Source organism: Streptomyces sp. Y309 (assembly GCF_056712025.1).
On the sequence record NZ_CM160048.1, the window covers coordinates 4,205,304 to 4,219,863 of the forward strand.

Sequence of the window (14,560 nt, forward strand, 5' to 3'; positions counted from 1 at the left end):
CTTGAGGCATGGAGACCGGGACGGCGGCGGGGCCAGGGGGATCCACGGGGGAGCGCGAGGCGCCGCCCGTGTGGACCGGGCTGCCGCGCGGGGTGCTGACGATGCGCAGGATGCTGCTCGTGGTGTGGCTGGTGCCGCTCGCGGCGGCGCTGGGGGTGCTGCTCGGGCTGTTCGCCGGGCCCGTGTGGGCGGCCCTTGCGGCGCTGCCGCTGGCCCTCGCGGCATGGGGCTGGGTGCTGCTCGCGCGCAACTGGCGCTCGTGGCGGTATGCCGAGCGGGCCGACGACCTGCTCATCAGCCGGGGCGTGCTGTGGCGCGAGGAGACGATCGTGCCGTACGGCAGGATGCAGCTCGTCGAGGTCACGTCCGGCCCCGTGGAGCGCTATTTCGGGCTCGCCGGGGTCCAGCTGCACACGGCCGCGGCCGCCACGGACGCCCGCATCCCCGGCCTCGACCCGAAGGAGGCCGAGCGGCTGCGCGACCGGCTGACGGAGCTGGGCGAGGCCCGATCGGCGGGGTTGTGAGCGGGGGTACGCCGACGGGCGGCGTGGGCAGCGCCGGGAGCGTCCCGGAGCCGGAGGCCGGTGGTGTGCCCGAGCAGGGCGTGCCCGGGGCCGGTGACGTACCTGAGGCCGGTGGCCTGCCCGAGGCCGGTGGCGTACGGAACGGCCTTTCCGGGCCCGGTGGCGTACGAGAACGGCGGCTGCACCCGGTCACGCCCCTGCGCCGTGCCTGGGCGCCCATCGCGATCGTCGTGGGCTGGGCCTTCCACGACCCGGACGGCACGCAGCGCCGGCTGTCCGAGCTGACCGCCGCCACCCTCGCCCTGGGCGCCACCGCCGTGGTCGTCGGCGGGGCTCTCTACGGCTTCCTGAGCTGGTGGTTCACGCATTTCGCGGTCACCGACACGGAGCTGCGCATCCGTACCGGGCTGGTGTTCCGGCGTACCGCGCACATCCGGCTCGACCGGCTGCAGGCGGTCGACGTGACGCAGCCGCTCGCCGCCCGCATCGTGGGCGTGGCCAAGCTGAAGCTGGACGTGGTCGGCACCGAGAAGAAGGACGAGCTGGCCTACCTGGACGAGAAGGACGCCGCCGAGCTGCGCGCCGAACTGCTCGCGCGGGCGGCCGGTTTCGCCCCCGAGACGGCGCGCGAGGTCGGCGAGGCGCCGGTGCGGAACCTGCTGCACGTGCAGCCCCGCATGCTCGCCGTGTCCCTGCTGCTCACGGGGGCGCCCTGGGTGCTCCTGGTAGCCGCGCTCGTCGTACCGACGGTCCTGTGGCTGGTCACGCACAACGCGTGGACCGTCGTCGCGACCGCGCTGCCCATGCTGGGCGGTGCCTTCGCGAGCAGTGGGGGGCGGTTCATCGCGGAGTACGACTGGCGGGTGGGCGAGTCGCCCGACGGCCTGCGCATCGACCACGGGCTGCTCGACAAGGCGCACGAGACGGTGCCGCCCGGGCGGGTGCAGACCGTGCGCGTCGTCGAGCCGCTGCTGTGGCGGCGGTTCGGGTGGGTGCGGGTGGAGCTGGATGTGGCGGGTTCGTCCAACAGCGTGCTGGTGCCCGTGGCCCCCCGCGAGCACGCGGAGTCGGTGATCGCGCAGATACTGCCCGGGGTGCGGGTGCCGGCGGCGAGCGAGCTGTCGCGGCCGCCGGCGCGGGCCGCGTGGTGTGTTCCCGTGTGGTGGCACGGGTACGGCCTCGCGGTCACGGATGCCGTGTTCGCGGCGCGGCACGGGCTGTTGCGGCGGCGCCTGTCGTTGGTGCCGCACGCGAAGGTGCAGAGCGTGCGGCTGGTGCAGGGGCCCTGGGAGCGGTTCAAGGGCGTGGCCGACGTGAAGGTGGACACCGGGGCCAACAAGACGGTGACCGCACGCCTGCGTGCCGCCGACGAGGCCGCCGTCCTCCTCCAGGCCCAGGCGGAACGCTCCCGGACGGGCCGCCGGGAGGCCCGCCCGGACCGCTGGATGGCCTAGCCGGCCGACGGGGCGGATTGTGCCGCGCTGTGGGCGGGGGCGAGCCCCTCCCTTGACATATCGGCACCGTAGGCGTGGGCTGTGCCCACCCGTGCCGCCCCTGGCGGCCCAGCTGCCCACAGCGGGTGGCGGGGGGGGCGAGCCGCCCGCAGCAGGCCGCGGCGCCAGGCTGTTCGCAGTGCGGGGCGCGGGCCGGCGCGCAAGTGGCAGCGGAGCGTGCGGTCTTGGACGGTGCGCCGCGGACCACAGTCACGGGTGGGTGGGAAAGCGGGCGCCGCGCAGCGGCGGCCGACAGAGGGCGCACCGGCCAGGGGACGCTGCGTGCACGATGTGTGGGGGGCGGTGCGGCGCGGACCCGGGTCACGGGTGCGCGGATGGGCGGCAGGCTGCCGCGCAGCGGTGGCCGAACGTAAGGCGCCCTGCCCCGGGGAACGCTACGCGCGCAACGCTGTGCGCAGTCCCTCCACGTCGATCTGTTCCGTCTCGTCGTGGGCCGTCAGGTCGATGACCTGGCCAACCCCGCGCTCCGCGTCCGTCGCCGCGTCCGACGGCTTGAACTCGGCCTCGGCCTCCGCCTTGTGCACCGCGAGGGCCTCCTCGCCCACGACATCGGCGAGGTCCGCGTTCTGCGCGGCCTCCAGCGCGGCCGGGGCGACGCTCTTCGCGGACGTGCTCTTCGTACCGAAGAAGTCGAAGCCGCCCTCCCCCGCGGGCTGCCGCATCTTCGCGGGCGGTACGACGGCCGCCGCGGCCGGAACGGTGAAGTGCCGGGCCGTTGCGCGCTCGTGACCGTGTCGGACGGTCACTGCGTCGTCGGGGTCGTCCGGGTCCGCGTCGTGGGCGGAGTCGTTGGGGCCGTCGGCGTCCACGTCGGGGGCGTCGGCTCGGTCGCCCGTGACCGCGGGCCGTGCCGTCGTCGACGTACGCGCCAGCCGGTCGAGGGCGGCGTTGGCACGCCCGTACAGCGAAGGTGTGGGACTTGCTCCCGGACGAACCGCGACCCGCGCCTCGGAAGCCGAGCCAGCCTCACCATCGGAAGCCGAGGAAGCCCGACCGTCGGAAGCCGAGGAAGCCCCACCAGAGGTAGAAGCACCCGAGGAAGACTCACCGGGGGAAGCCCCACCAGAAGAAGACGCACCCGGGGAAGCCCCGTCGGCCTCGCCGACCCCGTCAGCCCCGGCCGACCCACCGGAAACCTCCGACGCCCCGTCAGCCCCCTCGCCCCCAGAACCATCCCCCTCGCCGGAAGGCAAAGGCGAAGCCGGCGGCAACGCCCGCGAAGGCACCGACGCCTCTATGGCAAGCAGCCGCCGCCCCTCAAGAGCACTGGCCCGCTCCGTCTCCGCCGTCGCGTACCGCCGCAGCAGCGCCGCGTGCTCGTTGCGCAACGCGGCCAGCTCGGCCCGCTTGGAGCGCAGCTTGGCCTCCAGCTTGGACCGCAGTTCGCGCGACTCGTCGAGGTCGGATTCGGCCTCGGCTATCCGCTCCTCGTAGCGCCACTCGTCGCTCGCCCGGGCCCGGCCCAGCTCGGCGACGCGTTTGCCCGCCGCCCGGTCCCATTGGCGCATGACGACCGAGCCCACGACGGCACTCGCGGCCGCCGCGGCGACGAGGCCGCGCAGCACGACCGGTTCCGCGAACATCCAGGCGCCGCCGGCGCAGACGAGGGAGAAGCCTGCGACCGCCGACGGAGGAAGCAGCCTGTGCAGTGGTGGGGAATGGCGGTGACGTCCACGTGGCATGGCCAGAAACTTACCGCGCGTAGGCGAAGTCTGGTGCCCCGCCCGCCAAATTCCCGGTCCCCCCACAGCAACTCCCCACGCCACCGAACAACTTCGTCTCCGAGGCGTCACTCCATCTCCTCCGCCCGGATTCCGCAACCCGGCGCGCACCGCTTCCGCATTCCGCCGCGAAGGCTCCCCGAAGGGCCGCGGTTCGGCCTGGCCCGGGCGCGCGCACCGCGCGGACCCGGGCCGTCCGGGCGGCCTGCTTCTTGCTACTTCTTGATCAGGCCCTTCGACTCCAGATACTCCTTGGCGACGTCCGCTTCCTTCTCGCGCTCCTCGTCGACCTTGCGGTTGAGTTCGATGAGATCGTCCGTCGTCAGCGCCTTGGTGACCTTGGCGAGGGCCGCGGCCACCTTCTTGTCGCCCGCCTCCTTCGCGTTGACCACGGGAAGGATGTTGTCCGCGTTCTGGAGCTTCTTGTCGTCCTCGAGGATCACCAGGCCGAAGTTCTTCAGCGTCGCGTCCGTGGTGGTGGTCAGGACGAGCTGGTCCGTGCCGTTCTTCACGGCCTGCTTGGACTGTGTGGTGCCGACGCCCTTGGGGTCGATTCCGGCGACGTCGATGCCGTACTTCTTCTTCAGGCCCGGCGCGCAGAAGGGCCGTGTCTCGCATTCGTCACCGGCGGCGATCCGGACCTTCTCGCCGGACTTTCCAAGATCCGAAAGGGTCTTGAGCTTGTGCTCCTTCGCGTAATCCTCGGTGACCGCGAACGCGTTCTGGTCCACTGCCTCGCCGGCCGGGAGCGCCTTCAGGCCGCGCGGCCCGGCGAGCTTCGTGAGTTCGCCGTACGTCGCGTCGAGATCGCTGGAGGCGACCGGCTTCGCGTCCGAGCCGTTCTTCTTCAGGTTGAGGAATTCCGTGAGCGTGGCGGCGTATTCGGGCGCCACGTCGATGGTGCCCTTCTTCAGCTCGGGCTCGTACACCTCGCGGTTCTGCACGGTCTTGACCGACGCGTCGTACCCGGCGTCGCGCAGGACGCCCGCGTACAGCTCGGCGAGCACCTTCTGCTCGGTGAACCGCGCCGAGCCCACCACTATCTTGCCGCCCTTGCCGCCGCCGTCGGAGCCCTTGTCGTCCTCCAGGCTGTCCCCGCCGCACGCGGTGAGCCCCGCGGTCAGCGCCACGGCGGCCGCGGCCGCCCCTGCCATCCGTCGCGCGCGACGCGTCCTGCTGTTCATCGGTGAACCACCATTTCGAGAGTCTTCACTTCAAGCTTCAGGCTTCAGGCGTCTCAAGCTTCAGGCTTCAGGCGTCAAGAAGGTCCGCCCCCGGCGGGGCGAAGCGTGTGCGGCCGCTCAGTCGCTCACTCGGGACCGCCCCCGCATCGGATCGAAGAACCGCCCCGCGAGCACCAGGACGCCCTCCACGACCAGCGCGAGCAGCGCCACCAGGAAGGCGCCCGCGACGACCTGCGGGGTGTTCTGCAGGTTGAACCCGGCCGTGATGATCCGGCCGAGGCCCCCCTCGCCCGCCATCGCGGCGAGCGTGGCCGTGGCGACGACCTGCACCGCCGCCGACCGGACGCCCGTCATGATCAGCGGATACGCCAGCGGGAGCTCGACCCGCGCGAACAGCTGACGCCCGCTCATGCCCATGCCGCGCGCGGCCTCCACCACGGCCCTGTCCACCTCGCGCATGCCGATGTACGCGTTGGTGAGCAGCGGCGGGACGGCGAACAGGACCAGGGCGATCAGCGTCGGCACGTCCCCGTGCTCGCCGAGCGGGGTGAGCGTGAGCAGGATCAGGACCGCGAGCGTGGGCACCGCACGGCCCACGTTCGAGATGTTGACGGCGAGCGCGCCGCCCTTGCCGATGTGGCCGAGCAGCAGGGCGACGGGGAGCGCGATCAGGCACGCCACGACGAGGCACACGCCGCTGAAGTACAGATGCTCGGCGAGCCGGTGCCACACCCCCTTCTCGCCCTGCCAGTTGGCGGACGTGGTCAGCCAGTCGTAGGCACCGGATATCGCGTTCATACGGGCTCAGCCACCTTGGCCACGCTCTTGGCCGCGCCCGCTCCGCGCGAGAAACGGCCCGGTCGTATTCGATGGGCTCGCGTCCAGGGCGTCAGGAGCCGCTGGAGGGCGAGAAGCAGCAGGTCGGCCGCGATGGCGAGCACGACGCACAGCGCCGAGGCGGTGAGCACCTGCGCCTTGAACTGGGTGTCGAGGCCGTCGAGGATCAGCGTGCCGAGGCCGCCGTAGTCCACGATCGCGCCGACGGTGGTGAGGGCGACCGTCGAGACCGTCGTGATCCGCACGCCCGCCAGCAACGCGGGCAGCGCGAGGGGCAGTTCCACTTCCCACAGCAGCCGCACCGGGCCGTACCCCATGCCCTTGGCGGCTTCTCTGGCCTCTTCGGGGACCGCCTGGAGGCCCGCGAGGATGTTCCGCACGAGGATCGTCAGCGAATACAGCACGAGGCCCGTGACGACCAGCGACGCGGAAAGGCCGAAGAACGGAAGCAGCAGCGAGAACATGGCCAGGGACGGAATCGAGTACAACACCGTCGTCACGCCGAGAATGGGGGCCGCCAGGAAGCGCCAGCGCCGCGCGAGCAGCGCGAGGGGCAGCGCCACCGCCACGCCTATCGCCACGGACGCGGCCGTGATCGCCACGTGCTCGACCGTCGCGTCGATCAATTCCTGGCTGCGGGATCGGACGTACTCCCCGCAGATCCAGTCGTTCGCCACAAGGCAGTTCCGCTTGCTCACCCGCCCCGCCTCCCCCGAAACCCCGTCGCCATGCCGGCCCTGACACGTGCCGAAACCCACATGTCCTTCCGACTGGCGACCCTAACCCCGAGCACTGACAATCACCGAGATGCGGAGAGGCCCTTCGTCTCGGCGCAACACGGCCTTCACAGAACACGCGCCACAATGGGGAATCATGATCCGGTTCGAGAACGTGACCAAGCGGTACGCGGACGGCACGACGGCCGTCGACGACCTGTCCTTCGAGGTGGCCGAGGGTGAACTGGTCACGCTCGTCGGCCCGTCGGGCTGCGGCAAGACCACCACGATGAAAATGGTGAACCGGCTCATCGAGCCCACCAGCGGGCGGATATTCCTCGACGGCGACGACATATCCGGAATCGACCCCGTCCAACTCCGCCGCCGTATCGGCTATGTCATCCAGCAGGTCGGCCTGTTCCCGCACAAGACGGTCCTGGACAACACGGCGACCGTCCCGCATCTGCTCGGCGTGAAGCGCGCCAAGGCCCGTGAGCGCGCCGCCGAACTCCTCGATCTGGTCGGCCTCGACCCGGCGACCTTCGGCGACCGCTATCCCGAGCAGCTCTCCGGCGGCCAGCGCCAACGCGTCGGCGTGGCCCGGGCGTTGGCGGCCGACCCGCCCGTGCTCCTCATGGACGAGCCGTTCGGCGCGGTCGACCCCGTGGTGCGCGAGCACCTGCAGAACGAGTTCCTCCGCCTCCAGCAGGCCGTACGGAAAACAGTGCTCTTCGTCACACACGACATCGAGGAGGCCGTGCGCCTGGGCGACCGCATCGCCGTCTACGGAAACGGCCGCGTCGAGCAGTTCGACACCCCCTCGACGGTCCTCGGCGCGCCCGCGACCGAGTACGTCGCCGACTTCGTGGGCGCCGACCGCGGCCTGAAGCGGCTTTCGGTGACGCCCATCGAGGAGAGCGACCTGGAGCAGCCGCCGGTCGTGCACCTCGACGACCCGCTGCCCAAGGACCTCGAAGGGGCCGGTGCCCGCTGGGCCGTCGTCCTGGACGGCGAGAACAACCTGCACGGCTGGATCTCCGCCGAGCACGCGCGCGTGGGCACCGGCACGGTGCGCGACCAAGCCCGCCGCATGGAGGCGTGGCTCCCGGTGGGCGCGAGCCTGAAGCAGGCGTTCTCGACGATGCTCCAGCACGACGCGGGCTGGATCGCGGTCATCGACGAGAAGAGCGAGGGCCGCTTCCTCGGAGTGCTCACCCCGGCCCGCCTGCACGAGGCCCTGCGCCGCTCGACGGCGGCGGACGCGCGGGACATCGCGCGCGAGGACGTGGAACTGGAGACGGTGGCGTCGGTCGCGGGGGCGTGAGGCCGCCCGTGGGCCCCGTCCTGTCGCAGGGACGCGGCCCACGCTCCAAGGAGACGCGCCGCCGCTCCAAAAGGAGCCGCGCCGCGCGCCTCAGCGCACGTCCGACCCGCCGGTCAGCCGCCCGCTCATCCACACCAGCGACGCCGGGATCTCCCGCCGCCAGGTGTTGAAGTTGTGCCCTCCGCTGTCGAGGGTGATCGACGACACCCGGGTGGGCGCCTTGACCTTGTCGATGAACTTCTTGGTGTCCTTGTAGTTGCCCTCGCCCTTCTTGCTGGTGGTCACCAGCAGGGAGGTCTTGGGCGGCGGCATGTGGTCGAGGTACCACAGCAGGTCCGCCCGCCGCTCCAGCTCCTTGTCGCCGTGGAACAGGTTGCCGGTCGTGACGTCCTGCGCGGCCTTGTAGTAGGCGGAGAGGCCGACCGCGGCGCCGTACACGCCGGGGTGGTGCATGGCGACCTTCAGGGCGCAGTAGCCGCCCGTGGAGTCGCCGATGATGCCCCAGCTGTCGGGCTTCTTGCCGACGCGGTAGTGGTCGGTGATGGCGTTCGGGAGGTCCTTGGCGAAGAACGTCTCGGACTGCGGGCCGCCGGGGATGTCCACGCACTCGGTGTCCCGCGGCGGCGCCACGGTCGGCCGCAGCATGACCAGGATCATCGGCTGCATCTTGCCGTCCTTGGCCTGCTTGTGGGCCGTCTGCGGGTAGTGCAGGCCCTTGATGAGGGCTTCGGCGGTGCCGGGGTAGCCGGTCAGGACGGCCGCCGCGGGGAAGGTGCGGTGCTTGTACTGCGGCTGGAAGTACTCCGGCGGCAGATAGACGTACGCCGGGCTGGCGATCTTCGAGTGCCGGCCCTGGATGTCGATCTTCTGGATCTGGCCGCCGACGCGGGGGATGCCGCCGCCGGGCACGTCGACGGACTTCGTGTCGACCACCCGGACGGGGCCCTTCTCGCCCTTCATGGCGTCGTGGTCGACGACCACGCCCTGCGCCGTCTCCTGGCCGAAGAGATCCGCCCAGGTGGCGTAGAAGCCGAACGCCTGATTGGCGGAGAGACCGACCGACGCGAAGACGGCGAGCTGCGTGGCGAGCAGCAGCCCGACGCGCCCCGTGATCGCGCGCCAGCTGCGGCGTGCCAGCCGCGGCCAGAGCCAGATCGTGCCGATGAACAGCAGCACGGCCAGCGCTACCGCAAGTGCCAGCACATTATTGCTCGTGAGACCCATGGGATGATCCTGCCTGCGCTTTCTGCCTGTTCGTTCCCCGGGGGCCGGTGCGGCGGGCGGAACCGACGGCTCCAGGTCGAGCCGTTCCTTTTCCGCCAGCTTTCCGCCGGTTTTCCGGCCGGGAGTGAACCCGTGTCCCCGAAGGACCGTCCTAGAGGGCGCAATATCACCGGAAGCCGCCTTTGGCACCGGATGCAAGCTCTCTCGCAGAACTACGGGATGCGATGTCTGTCAGGATAGATGGGGAAATGTCGGGTGCGGTTCCAGGAGGCAATGACGGCGGCAACCGTGGGCTGCGCCGGATCCTCCGAGGGCCCCGCCCCGAAGTCGTCCCGGTTCTCGCCGCCAGAATCTGCGCCCTCGTCGGCCTGCTGAACGTCGCGGCCGGCGTCATCCCGCGCTTCCGGCACAGCAGACTGCACACCCTCGCCGAAGTCCTGCCGGGCGCGCTCGGCCCCTTCGCGGCCGCGGCCGCGCTGAGCTGCGGCGTGCTGCTGCTCCTGCTCGCGCACGGCCTGCGGCGGCACAAGCGGCGGGCCTGGCGGGCCGCCGTGGTGCTGCTGCCCGTGGGTGCGGTGGCGCAGTTCACGTACCGCCACTCGTTCATCGGCGCCGCGATCTCGCTGGCGCTGCTCGCGCTGCTTCTGCGCCACCGCCGCGAGTTCGCCGCGCTGCCGGACCCGCGCAGCCGCTGGCGGGCGCTGGCCAACTTCGTGCTCCTGGGCGCCGGTTCCATCGCGCTCGGCCTGGTGATCGTCAGCGTGCACCCGGACAAGGTCGTCGGCGACCCGAGCATCACGGACCGCCTGGCCCACGTCCTGTACGGCCTCTTCGGCTTCGAGGGGCCCGTCGGCTACACCGGCAACACCTCCTGGACGGTCGGCTTCTCGCTCGGCGCCCTCGGCATGCTGACCGCGCTCACCACCATCTACCTGGCCTTCCGCCCCGAGCACCCGGCCGCGCGCCTCACCCAGGACGACGAGAGCCGGCTGCGCGAGCTGCTCGACAAGCACGGCGGGCGCGACTCGCTCGGCCACTTCGCGCTGCGCCGCGACAAGGGCGTCGTGTTCTCTCCCAGCGGAAAGGCCGCCGTCACCTACCGCGTCGTCTCCGGTGTGATGCTCGCCTCGGGCGACCCGATCGGCGACGTGGAGGCCTGGCCGGGCGCCATCGAGCGCTTCATGGACGAGGCCAAGGTGCACTCCTGGACGCCCGCCGTCATGGGCTGCTCCGAGACCGGCGGCGAGGTCTGGACCCGCGAGACCGGCCTGGACGCCCTGGAGCTGGGGGACGAGGCGGTGGTGGATGTCGCGGATTTCTCCCTGTCCGGGCGCGCGATGCGCAACGTGCGCCAGATGGTCAAGCGGATCGAGCGCAATGGCTACGAGACCCGCGTACGGCGCATCCGTGACCTCGGGGAGCAGGAGCTGGAGCGCATCCAGCGCGCCGCCGACGACTGGCGCGGCACCGACACCGAGCGCGGCTTCTCCATGGCCCTGGGCCGCATCGGCGACCCCGACGACGGCGACTGCCTGATCGCGACGGCCCACAAGGCCGACGAACAGCCGGGCGCGTACGGCGACTTGAAGGCCGTGCTGCACTTCGTGCCGTGGGGCAAGGACGGCGTCTCGCTCGACCTGATGCGCCGCGACCGCTCGGCCGACCCGGGCATGAACGAGCTGCTCATCGTGGCCGCGCTGCAGGCCGCGCCGAAGCTCGGCATCGCACGCGTCTCGCTGAACTTCGCGATGTTCCGCGCCGCCCTCGCCCGCGGCGAGAAGCTGGGCGCGGGCCCGGTCCTGCGCGCCTGGCGGGGCCTGCTGGTGTTCCTCTCGCGCTGGTTCCAGATCGAGTCGCTGTACAAGTTCAACGCGAAGTTCCGGCCGCGCTGGGAGCCCCGCTTCGTGGTCTACCGCTCCAGCCGCGACCTGCCGCGGATCGGTTTCGCCGCGATGCAGGCGGAGGGCTTCGTGACGCTGGCCCTGCCCCGCTTCCTGCGCCGGGCCACCGCCCAGCGCCGCCCCTGCCCGCACCAGGCGGCACAGACGCAGACCGCCGAGCGCGAGGTACGCGCGGCATAACGGCTGCCCCGCGCGGCAGACCGTCCGCCCCGCGCGGGCAGCGGCCACCCCGCGCGGCGCAACCGCTGCCCGCGCGGGGCCTAGGCTTGAGACATGAGTACGTTGCGCGGGCGGGGAAGCGTCGAGGGTCTGCCTCAGTGGGACCGCTGTGCGGTCATGGGGGTCGTGAACGTCACCCCCGACTCCTTCTCCGACGGCGGCCGCTGGTTCGACACCACGGCCGCCGTCAAGCACGGCATCGATCTGGTTGCCCAGGGCGCCGACCTGGTCGACGTGGGCGGCGAGTCGACCCGCCCCGGTGCCCCGCGCGTGGACGAGGACGAAGAGCTGCGGCGCGTCATCCCCGTCGTACGGGGCCTGGCCGCCGAGGGCGTCACGGTGTCCGTGGACACCATGCGGGCCCGGGTCGCCCAGCAGGCCCTCGCGGCGGGCGCGGTCCTCGTGAACGACGTCTCCGGAGGCCTCGCCGACCCGGACATGGTCCCGGCGGTCGCGGCCGCGCAGGCGCCGTTCGTGGTCATGCACTGGCGCGGCTTCCTGACCGACATCAACGTCCGGCCTTCGTACGAAGACGTGGTCTCCGAAGTCGTCGACGAGCTCCACGCGCGCGTGGAGGCCGCCATCGCCGGGGGCATCGCCCCGGAGCGGATCGTCGTGGACCCGGGCCTCGGCTTCTCCAAGGACGCCGAGCACGACCTGGCGCTCCTGGCCCACCTGGACCGCCTGCTCGCGCTCGGCCGGCCCGTCCTGGTGGCCGCGTCCCGCAAGCGGTTCCTGGGCCGCGTCCTGGCGGGCCCCGAGGGCGCCCCGCCGCCCGCGCGGGAGCGCGACGCGGCGACGGCCGCGGTGTCCGCGCTGGCCGCGCACCAGGGCGCCTGGGCGGTGCGGGTGCACGAGGTCCGGGCCACGGCCGACGCGGTGCGGGTGGCACAGGCGGTGACGGACGCGGCGGGAGCGCGGGGCGGCGCGGCGGGAGCCGGGGCCGACATCCCGGGCGCCGGAGCCGGGGCTGACGCGGCGGGCGGCCCGGGTGCCGCCGGGGAGGCGGGCGCTCAGTGACGCGCGCGCGGACGGACGTCGAGCAGGTGGAACTCGCCAACACCGCCTTCTACGAAGCGCTGGAGCGCGGTGACTTCGACGCCGTGTCCGACCTGTGGCTGGACGCCACGGACCTCGCCGACGCGGAGACGTACTCCGGAACCCCCGACATGGGCGGCGACGTCGGCCCGGGCCCGGAGACGGCCGCGATCATCCCGATACCGGTCCCCGACACGGACACCGGGCGCCGGGACGAGACGGACTCCGGCGCCGGGTCGGACGGCCCCGCGATCTCCTGCGTCCACCCGGGCTGGCCGGTGCTCACCGGCCGCGGCGAGGTCCTCAGGTCGTACGCGCTGATCATGGCCAACACGGAGTACATCCAGTTCTTCCTCACCGACCTCAAGGTCAGCGTGGCCGGTGACACGGCCCTGGTGACCTGCACGGAGAACATCCTCAGCGGCGGCCCGGCGCCGGAGGACAGCGAGGAGCTCGGACCGCTGGTGGGCCAGCTCGTGGTCGCCACGAATGTGTTCCGGCGCACACCCGACGGCTGGAAACTGTGGTCGCACCACGCGTCACCCGTGCTTGCCGAATCCGGTGACGAAGAGGACGACGAGACACCCTCCTGAGTGGTGGCGGGCTCCCACCGAGTGGGTAGGGGCACCCGCGAGCCTCCGCGGGCGCGCCGTCCGGCGGCCCCGCGAGCGAACACTGTCGGTGCCCGCAGGTAGATTCGAATGTGGCCGGTGTGCCGACCGCACTCGGCAGGGCCTGGCCGGGGCCTGGGGTGTCCCCAGAAAAACTGTCCGACGACTGTCAGGAGTGATTCGCGTGGATCGTGTCGCGCTGCGTGGCCTGAAGGCCCGCGGGCACCACGGTGTGTACCCACGGGAGCGCGAAGAGGGCCAGACCTTCATCGTGGACCTGGTCCTGGGCCTGGACACCCGTGCGGCCGCGGCGGACGACGACCTGGCGAAGACCGTGCACTACGGCATCGTGGCGGAGGAGGTCGTGTCCGTCGTCGAGGGCGAGCCGGTGAACCTCATCGAGACGCTCTCCGAGCGCATCGCCCAGGCCTGCCTGAAGCACGACGGAGTCCTGGAAGTCGAGGTCACGGTGCACAAGCCGGACGCCCCGATCACCGTCCCGTTCGACGACGTGACCGTCACCATCACCCGGAGCCGCGTATGACCCCCCATAGCGACCCCACCGTCCAGCCGGTGCCCGCCTCCGTCGTGGAAAAGGTGGACGCCGCCGACACGACCCTCTCCAACCCCAAGCGCGCCGTGATCTCCCTCGGTTCGAACCTGGGCAACCGCCTGGAGACCCTCCAGGGCGCCGTCGACGCCCTGGAGGACACCCCCGGCCTGCGGGTCAAAGCGGTCTCTCCGGTGTACGAGACGGAGCCCTGGGGCGTCGAGCCGGGCTCCCAGCCGTCGTACTTCAACGCCGTCGTGGTCGTGAAGACCACCCTCCCCCCGTCCTCGCTCCTGGAGCGGGCGCACGCGGTCGAGGAGGCCTTCCACCGGGTGCGTGACGAGCGCTGGGGCCCCCGCACGATCGACGTGGACATCGTCGCGTACGCCGACGTGGTCTCCGACGACCCGGTCCTCACCCTCCCCCACCCCCGCGCGCACGAGCGGGCCTTCGTGCTCGCCCCGTGGCACGACGTCGAGCCGGAGGCCCAGCTCGCGGGTCACGGACCGGTGGCGCGGCTGCTCGACGAGGTCAGCCGCGAGGGCGTCGCGCCACGCGCCGACCTGGAACTCCGGCTGCCCGAGTAATCGTTAGGGTCCTCAGGGACCACACAGCGGACTCAGGGACCACACAGCAGGCCCTGGGACCACACAGCAGGCCAGGACCCACCCGCAAGCACGGACAGGAACATAAGGGGCGACCTCCGGAATGAAGCAACTGCGCGTGAGGGTGCTGGCCGGCCTCTTCGCCGTCGCCGGAGTGCTGTCCTGGGCGGGGGCCCGGCTGTGGGACTCCGTGGGCACACTGCCGCGCGTGCCGCTGGCCGCGCCCATCGTGCTCGCACTGATCGCCGTGGTCCTGCTGGCCACGGCCATCTCCCTGCGGGCGCGGCTGCGCGCCCAGCGCGAGCGGCGGCCCGGGGCGAAGGGCGTCGAGCCGCTGATGGCGGCCCGCGCGGTCGTCTTCGGTCAGGCCAGCGCGCTGGTCGCGGCCCTGGTCTGCGGGATGTACGGCGGCGTGGGCGTGTTCATGCTGGAGTTCCTGGACATCCCCGCCCGCCGCGACCAGGCGTACTACGCGGGCTTCTCGGTGCTCGCGGGCATCGGCGTGATAGCGGCGGCGTTCTTCCTCGAGCGGGTGTGCAAGTTGCCCGAGGACGGCGACGACGAGCCCGGCGGGGCGGCACCCGCCGCGTGA

Annotated in this window: 14 protein-coding genes; 9 read left to right on the forward strand and 5 right to left on the reverse strand. The window is 72.0% G+C overall.

Annotated features, from left to right (window positions below; all coding sequences use genetic code 11):
* The first annotated feature begins 8 nt into the window (after positions 1-8).
* On the forward strand, positions 9-524 hold the full coding sequence (locus AC0KTA_RS16705; RefSeq protein WP_481055909.1) for a PH domain-containing protein: 516 nt from the start codon (positions 9-11) through the stop codon (positions 522-524).
* Positions 521-1,978 (forward strand): PH domain-containing protein, encoded by a 1,458-nt coding sequence (locus tag AC0KTA_RS16710; RefSeq protein WP_481055910.1) that lies wholly within the window; start codon positions 521-523, stop codon positions 1,976-1,978. The genes AC0KTA_RS16705 and AC0KTA_RS16710 overlap by 4 nt, the downstream gene beginning before the upstream one ends.
* 434 nt (positions 1,979-2,412) lie before the next feature.
* Here AC0KTA_RS16710 and AC0KTA_RS16715 read toward each other — a convergent pair whose 3' ends face one another.
* From AC0KTA_RS16715 to AC0KTA_RS16730, 4 genes are all read right to left on the reverse strand, one after another.
* Positions 2,413-3,720 carry a coiled-coil domain-containing protein gene (locus tag AC0KTA_RS16715; protein WP_481055911.1) on the reverse strand — a complete coding sequence of 436 codons (1,308 nt, stop codon included), beginning with the start codon at positions 3,718-3,720 and terminating at the stop codon, positions 2,413-2,415.
* A gap of 254 nt (positions 3,721-3,974) precedes the next feature.
* Complete coding sequence (locus AC0KTA_RS16720) at positions 3,975-4,943, reverse strand: ABC transporter substrate-binding protein (RefSeq protein WP_481055912.1); 969 nt, start codon at positions 4,941-4,943, stop codon at positions 3,975-3,977.
* A 117-nt stretch (positions 4,944-5,060) separates the two neighbouring features.
* Positions 5,061-5,741, reverse strand: a complete 681-nt coding sequence (locus AC0KTA_RS16725) for an ABC transporter permease (RefSeq protein WP_481055913.1) — start codon at positions 5,739-5,741, stop codon at positions 5,061-5,063.
* Entirely contained in the window at positions 5,738-6,478 is a 741-nt protein-coding gene (locus tag AC0KTA_RS16730; protein ID WP_481055914.1) for an ABC transporter permease, read from the reverse strand. Before AC0KTA_RS16730 ends, AC0KTA_RS16725 begins: the two co-directional genes overlap by 4 nt.
* 175 nt (positions 6,479-6,653) lie before the next feature.
* On the opposite strand from AC0KTA_RS16730, the gene AC0KTA_RS16735 reads away from it, so the two are divergent.
* Entirely contained in the window at positions 6,654-7,820 is a 1,167-nt protein-coding gene (locus AC0KTA_RS16735; RefSeq protein WP_481055915.1) for an ABC transporter ATP-binding protein, read from the forward strand.
* A 90-nt stretch (positions 7,821-7,910) separates the two neighbouring features.
* On the opposite strand, the gene AC0KTA_RS16740 is transcribed toward AC0KTA_RS16735, so the two are convergent.
* Complete coding sequence (locus tag AC0KTA_RS16740; protein WP_481055916.1) at positions 7,911-9,044, reverse strand: alpha/beta hydrolase; 1,134 nt, start codon at positions 9,042-9,044, stop codon at positions 7,911-7,913.
* 248 nt (positions 9,045-9,292) lie between these two features.
* Between AC0KTA_RS16740 and AC0KTA_RS16745 the strand changes: the two genes are divergently transcribed.
* The 6 genes from AC0KTA_RS16745 (at position 9,293) to AC0KTA_RS16770 (ending at position 14,560) form a co-directional block, all read left to right on the forward strand.
* The gene (locus AC0KTA_RS16745; protein ID WP_481055917.1) at positions 9,293-11,125 is read left to right on the forward strand and encodes a phosphatidylglycerol lysyltransferase domain-containing protein; all 1,833 of its coding nucleotides are present in this window, start codon (positions 9,293-9,295) and stop codon (positions 11,123-11,125) included.
* A gap of 93 nt (positions 11,126-11,218) precedes the next feature.
* Entirely contained in the window at positions 11,219-12,184 is a 966-nt protein-coding gene (folP, locus tag AC0KTA_RS16750) for a dihydropteroate synthase (RefSeq protein ID WP_481055918.1), read from the forward strand.
* Positions 12,181-12,795 carry a nuclear transport factor 2 family protein gene (locus AC0KTA_RS16755; protein ID WP_481055919.1) on the forward strand — a complete coding sequence of 205 codons (615 nt, stop codon included), beginning with the start codon at positions 12,181-12,183 and terminating at the stop codon, positions 12,793-12,795. Before folP ends, AC0KTA_RS16755 begins: the two co-directional genes overlap by 4 nt.
* Positions 12,796-12,997: 202 nt before the next feature.
* Positions 12,998-13,357 (forward strand): dihydroneopterin aldolase, encoded by a 360-nt coding sequence (gene folB, locus AC0KTA_RS16760; RefSeq protein ID WP_481055920.1) that lies wholly within the window; start codon positions 12,998-13,000, stop codon positions 13,355-13,357.
* The gene (gene folK / locus AC0KTA_RS16765) at positions 13,354-13,950 is read left to right on the forward strand and encodes a 2-amino-4-hydroxy-6-hydroxymethyldihydropteridine diphosphokinase (RefSeq protein ID WP_481055921.1); all 597 of its coding nucleotides are present in this window, start codon (positions 13,354-13,356) and stop codon (positions 13,948-13,950) included. Before folB ends, folK begins: the two co-directional genes overlap by 4 nt.
* Positions 13,951-14,071: 121 nt before the next feature.
* The gene (locus AC0KTA_RS16770; RefSeq protein ID WP_481055922.1) at positions 14,072-14,560 is read left to right on the forward strand and encodes a DUF3180 domain-containing protein; all 489 of its coding nucleotides are present in this window, start codon (positions 14,072-14,074) and stop codon (positions 14,558-14,560) included.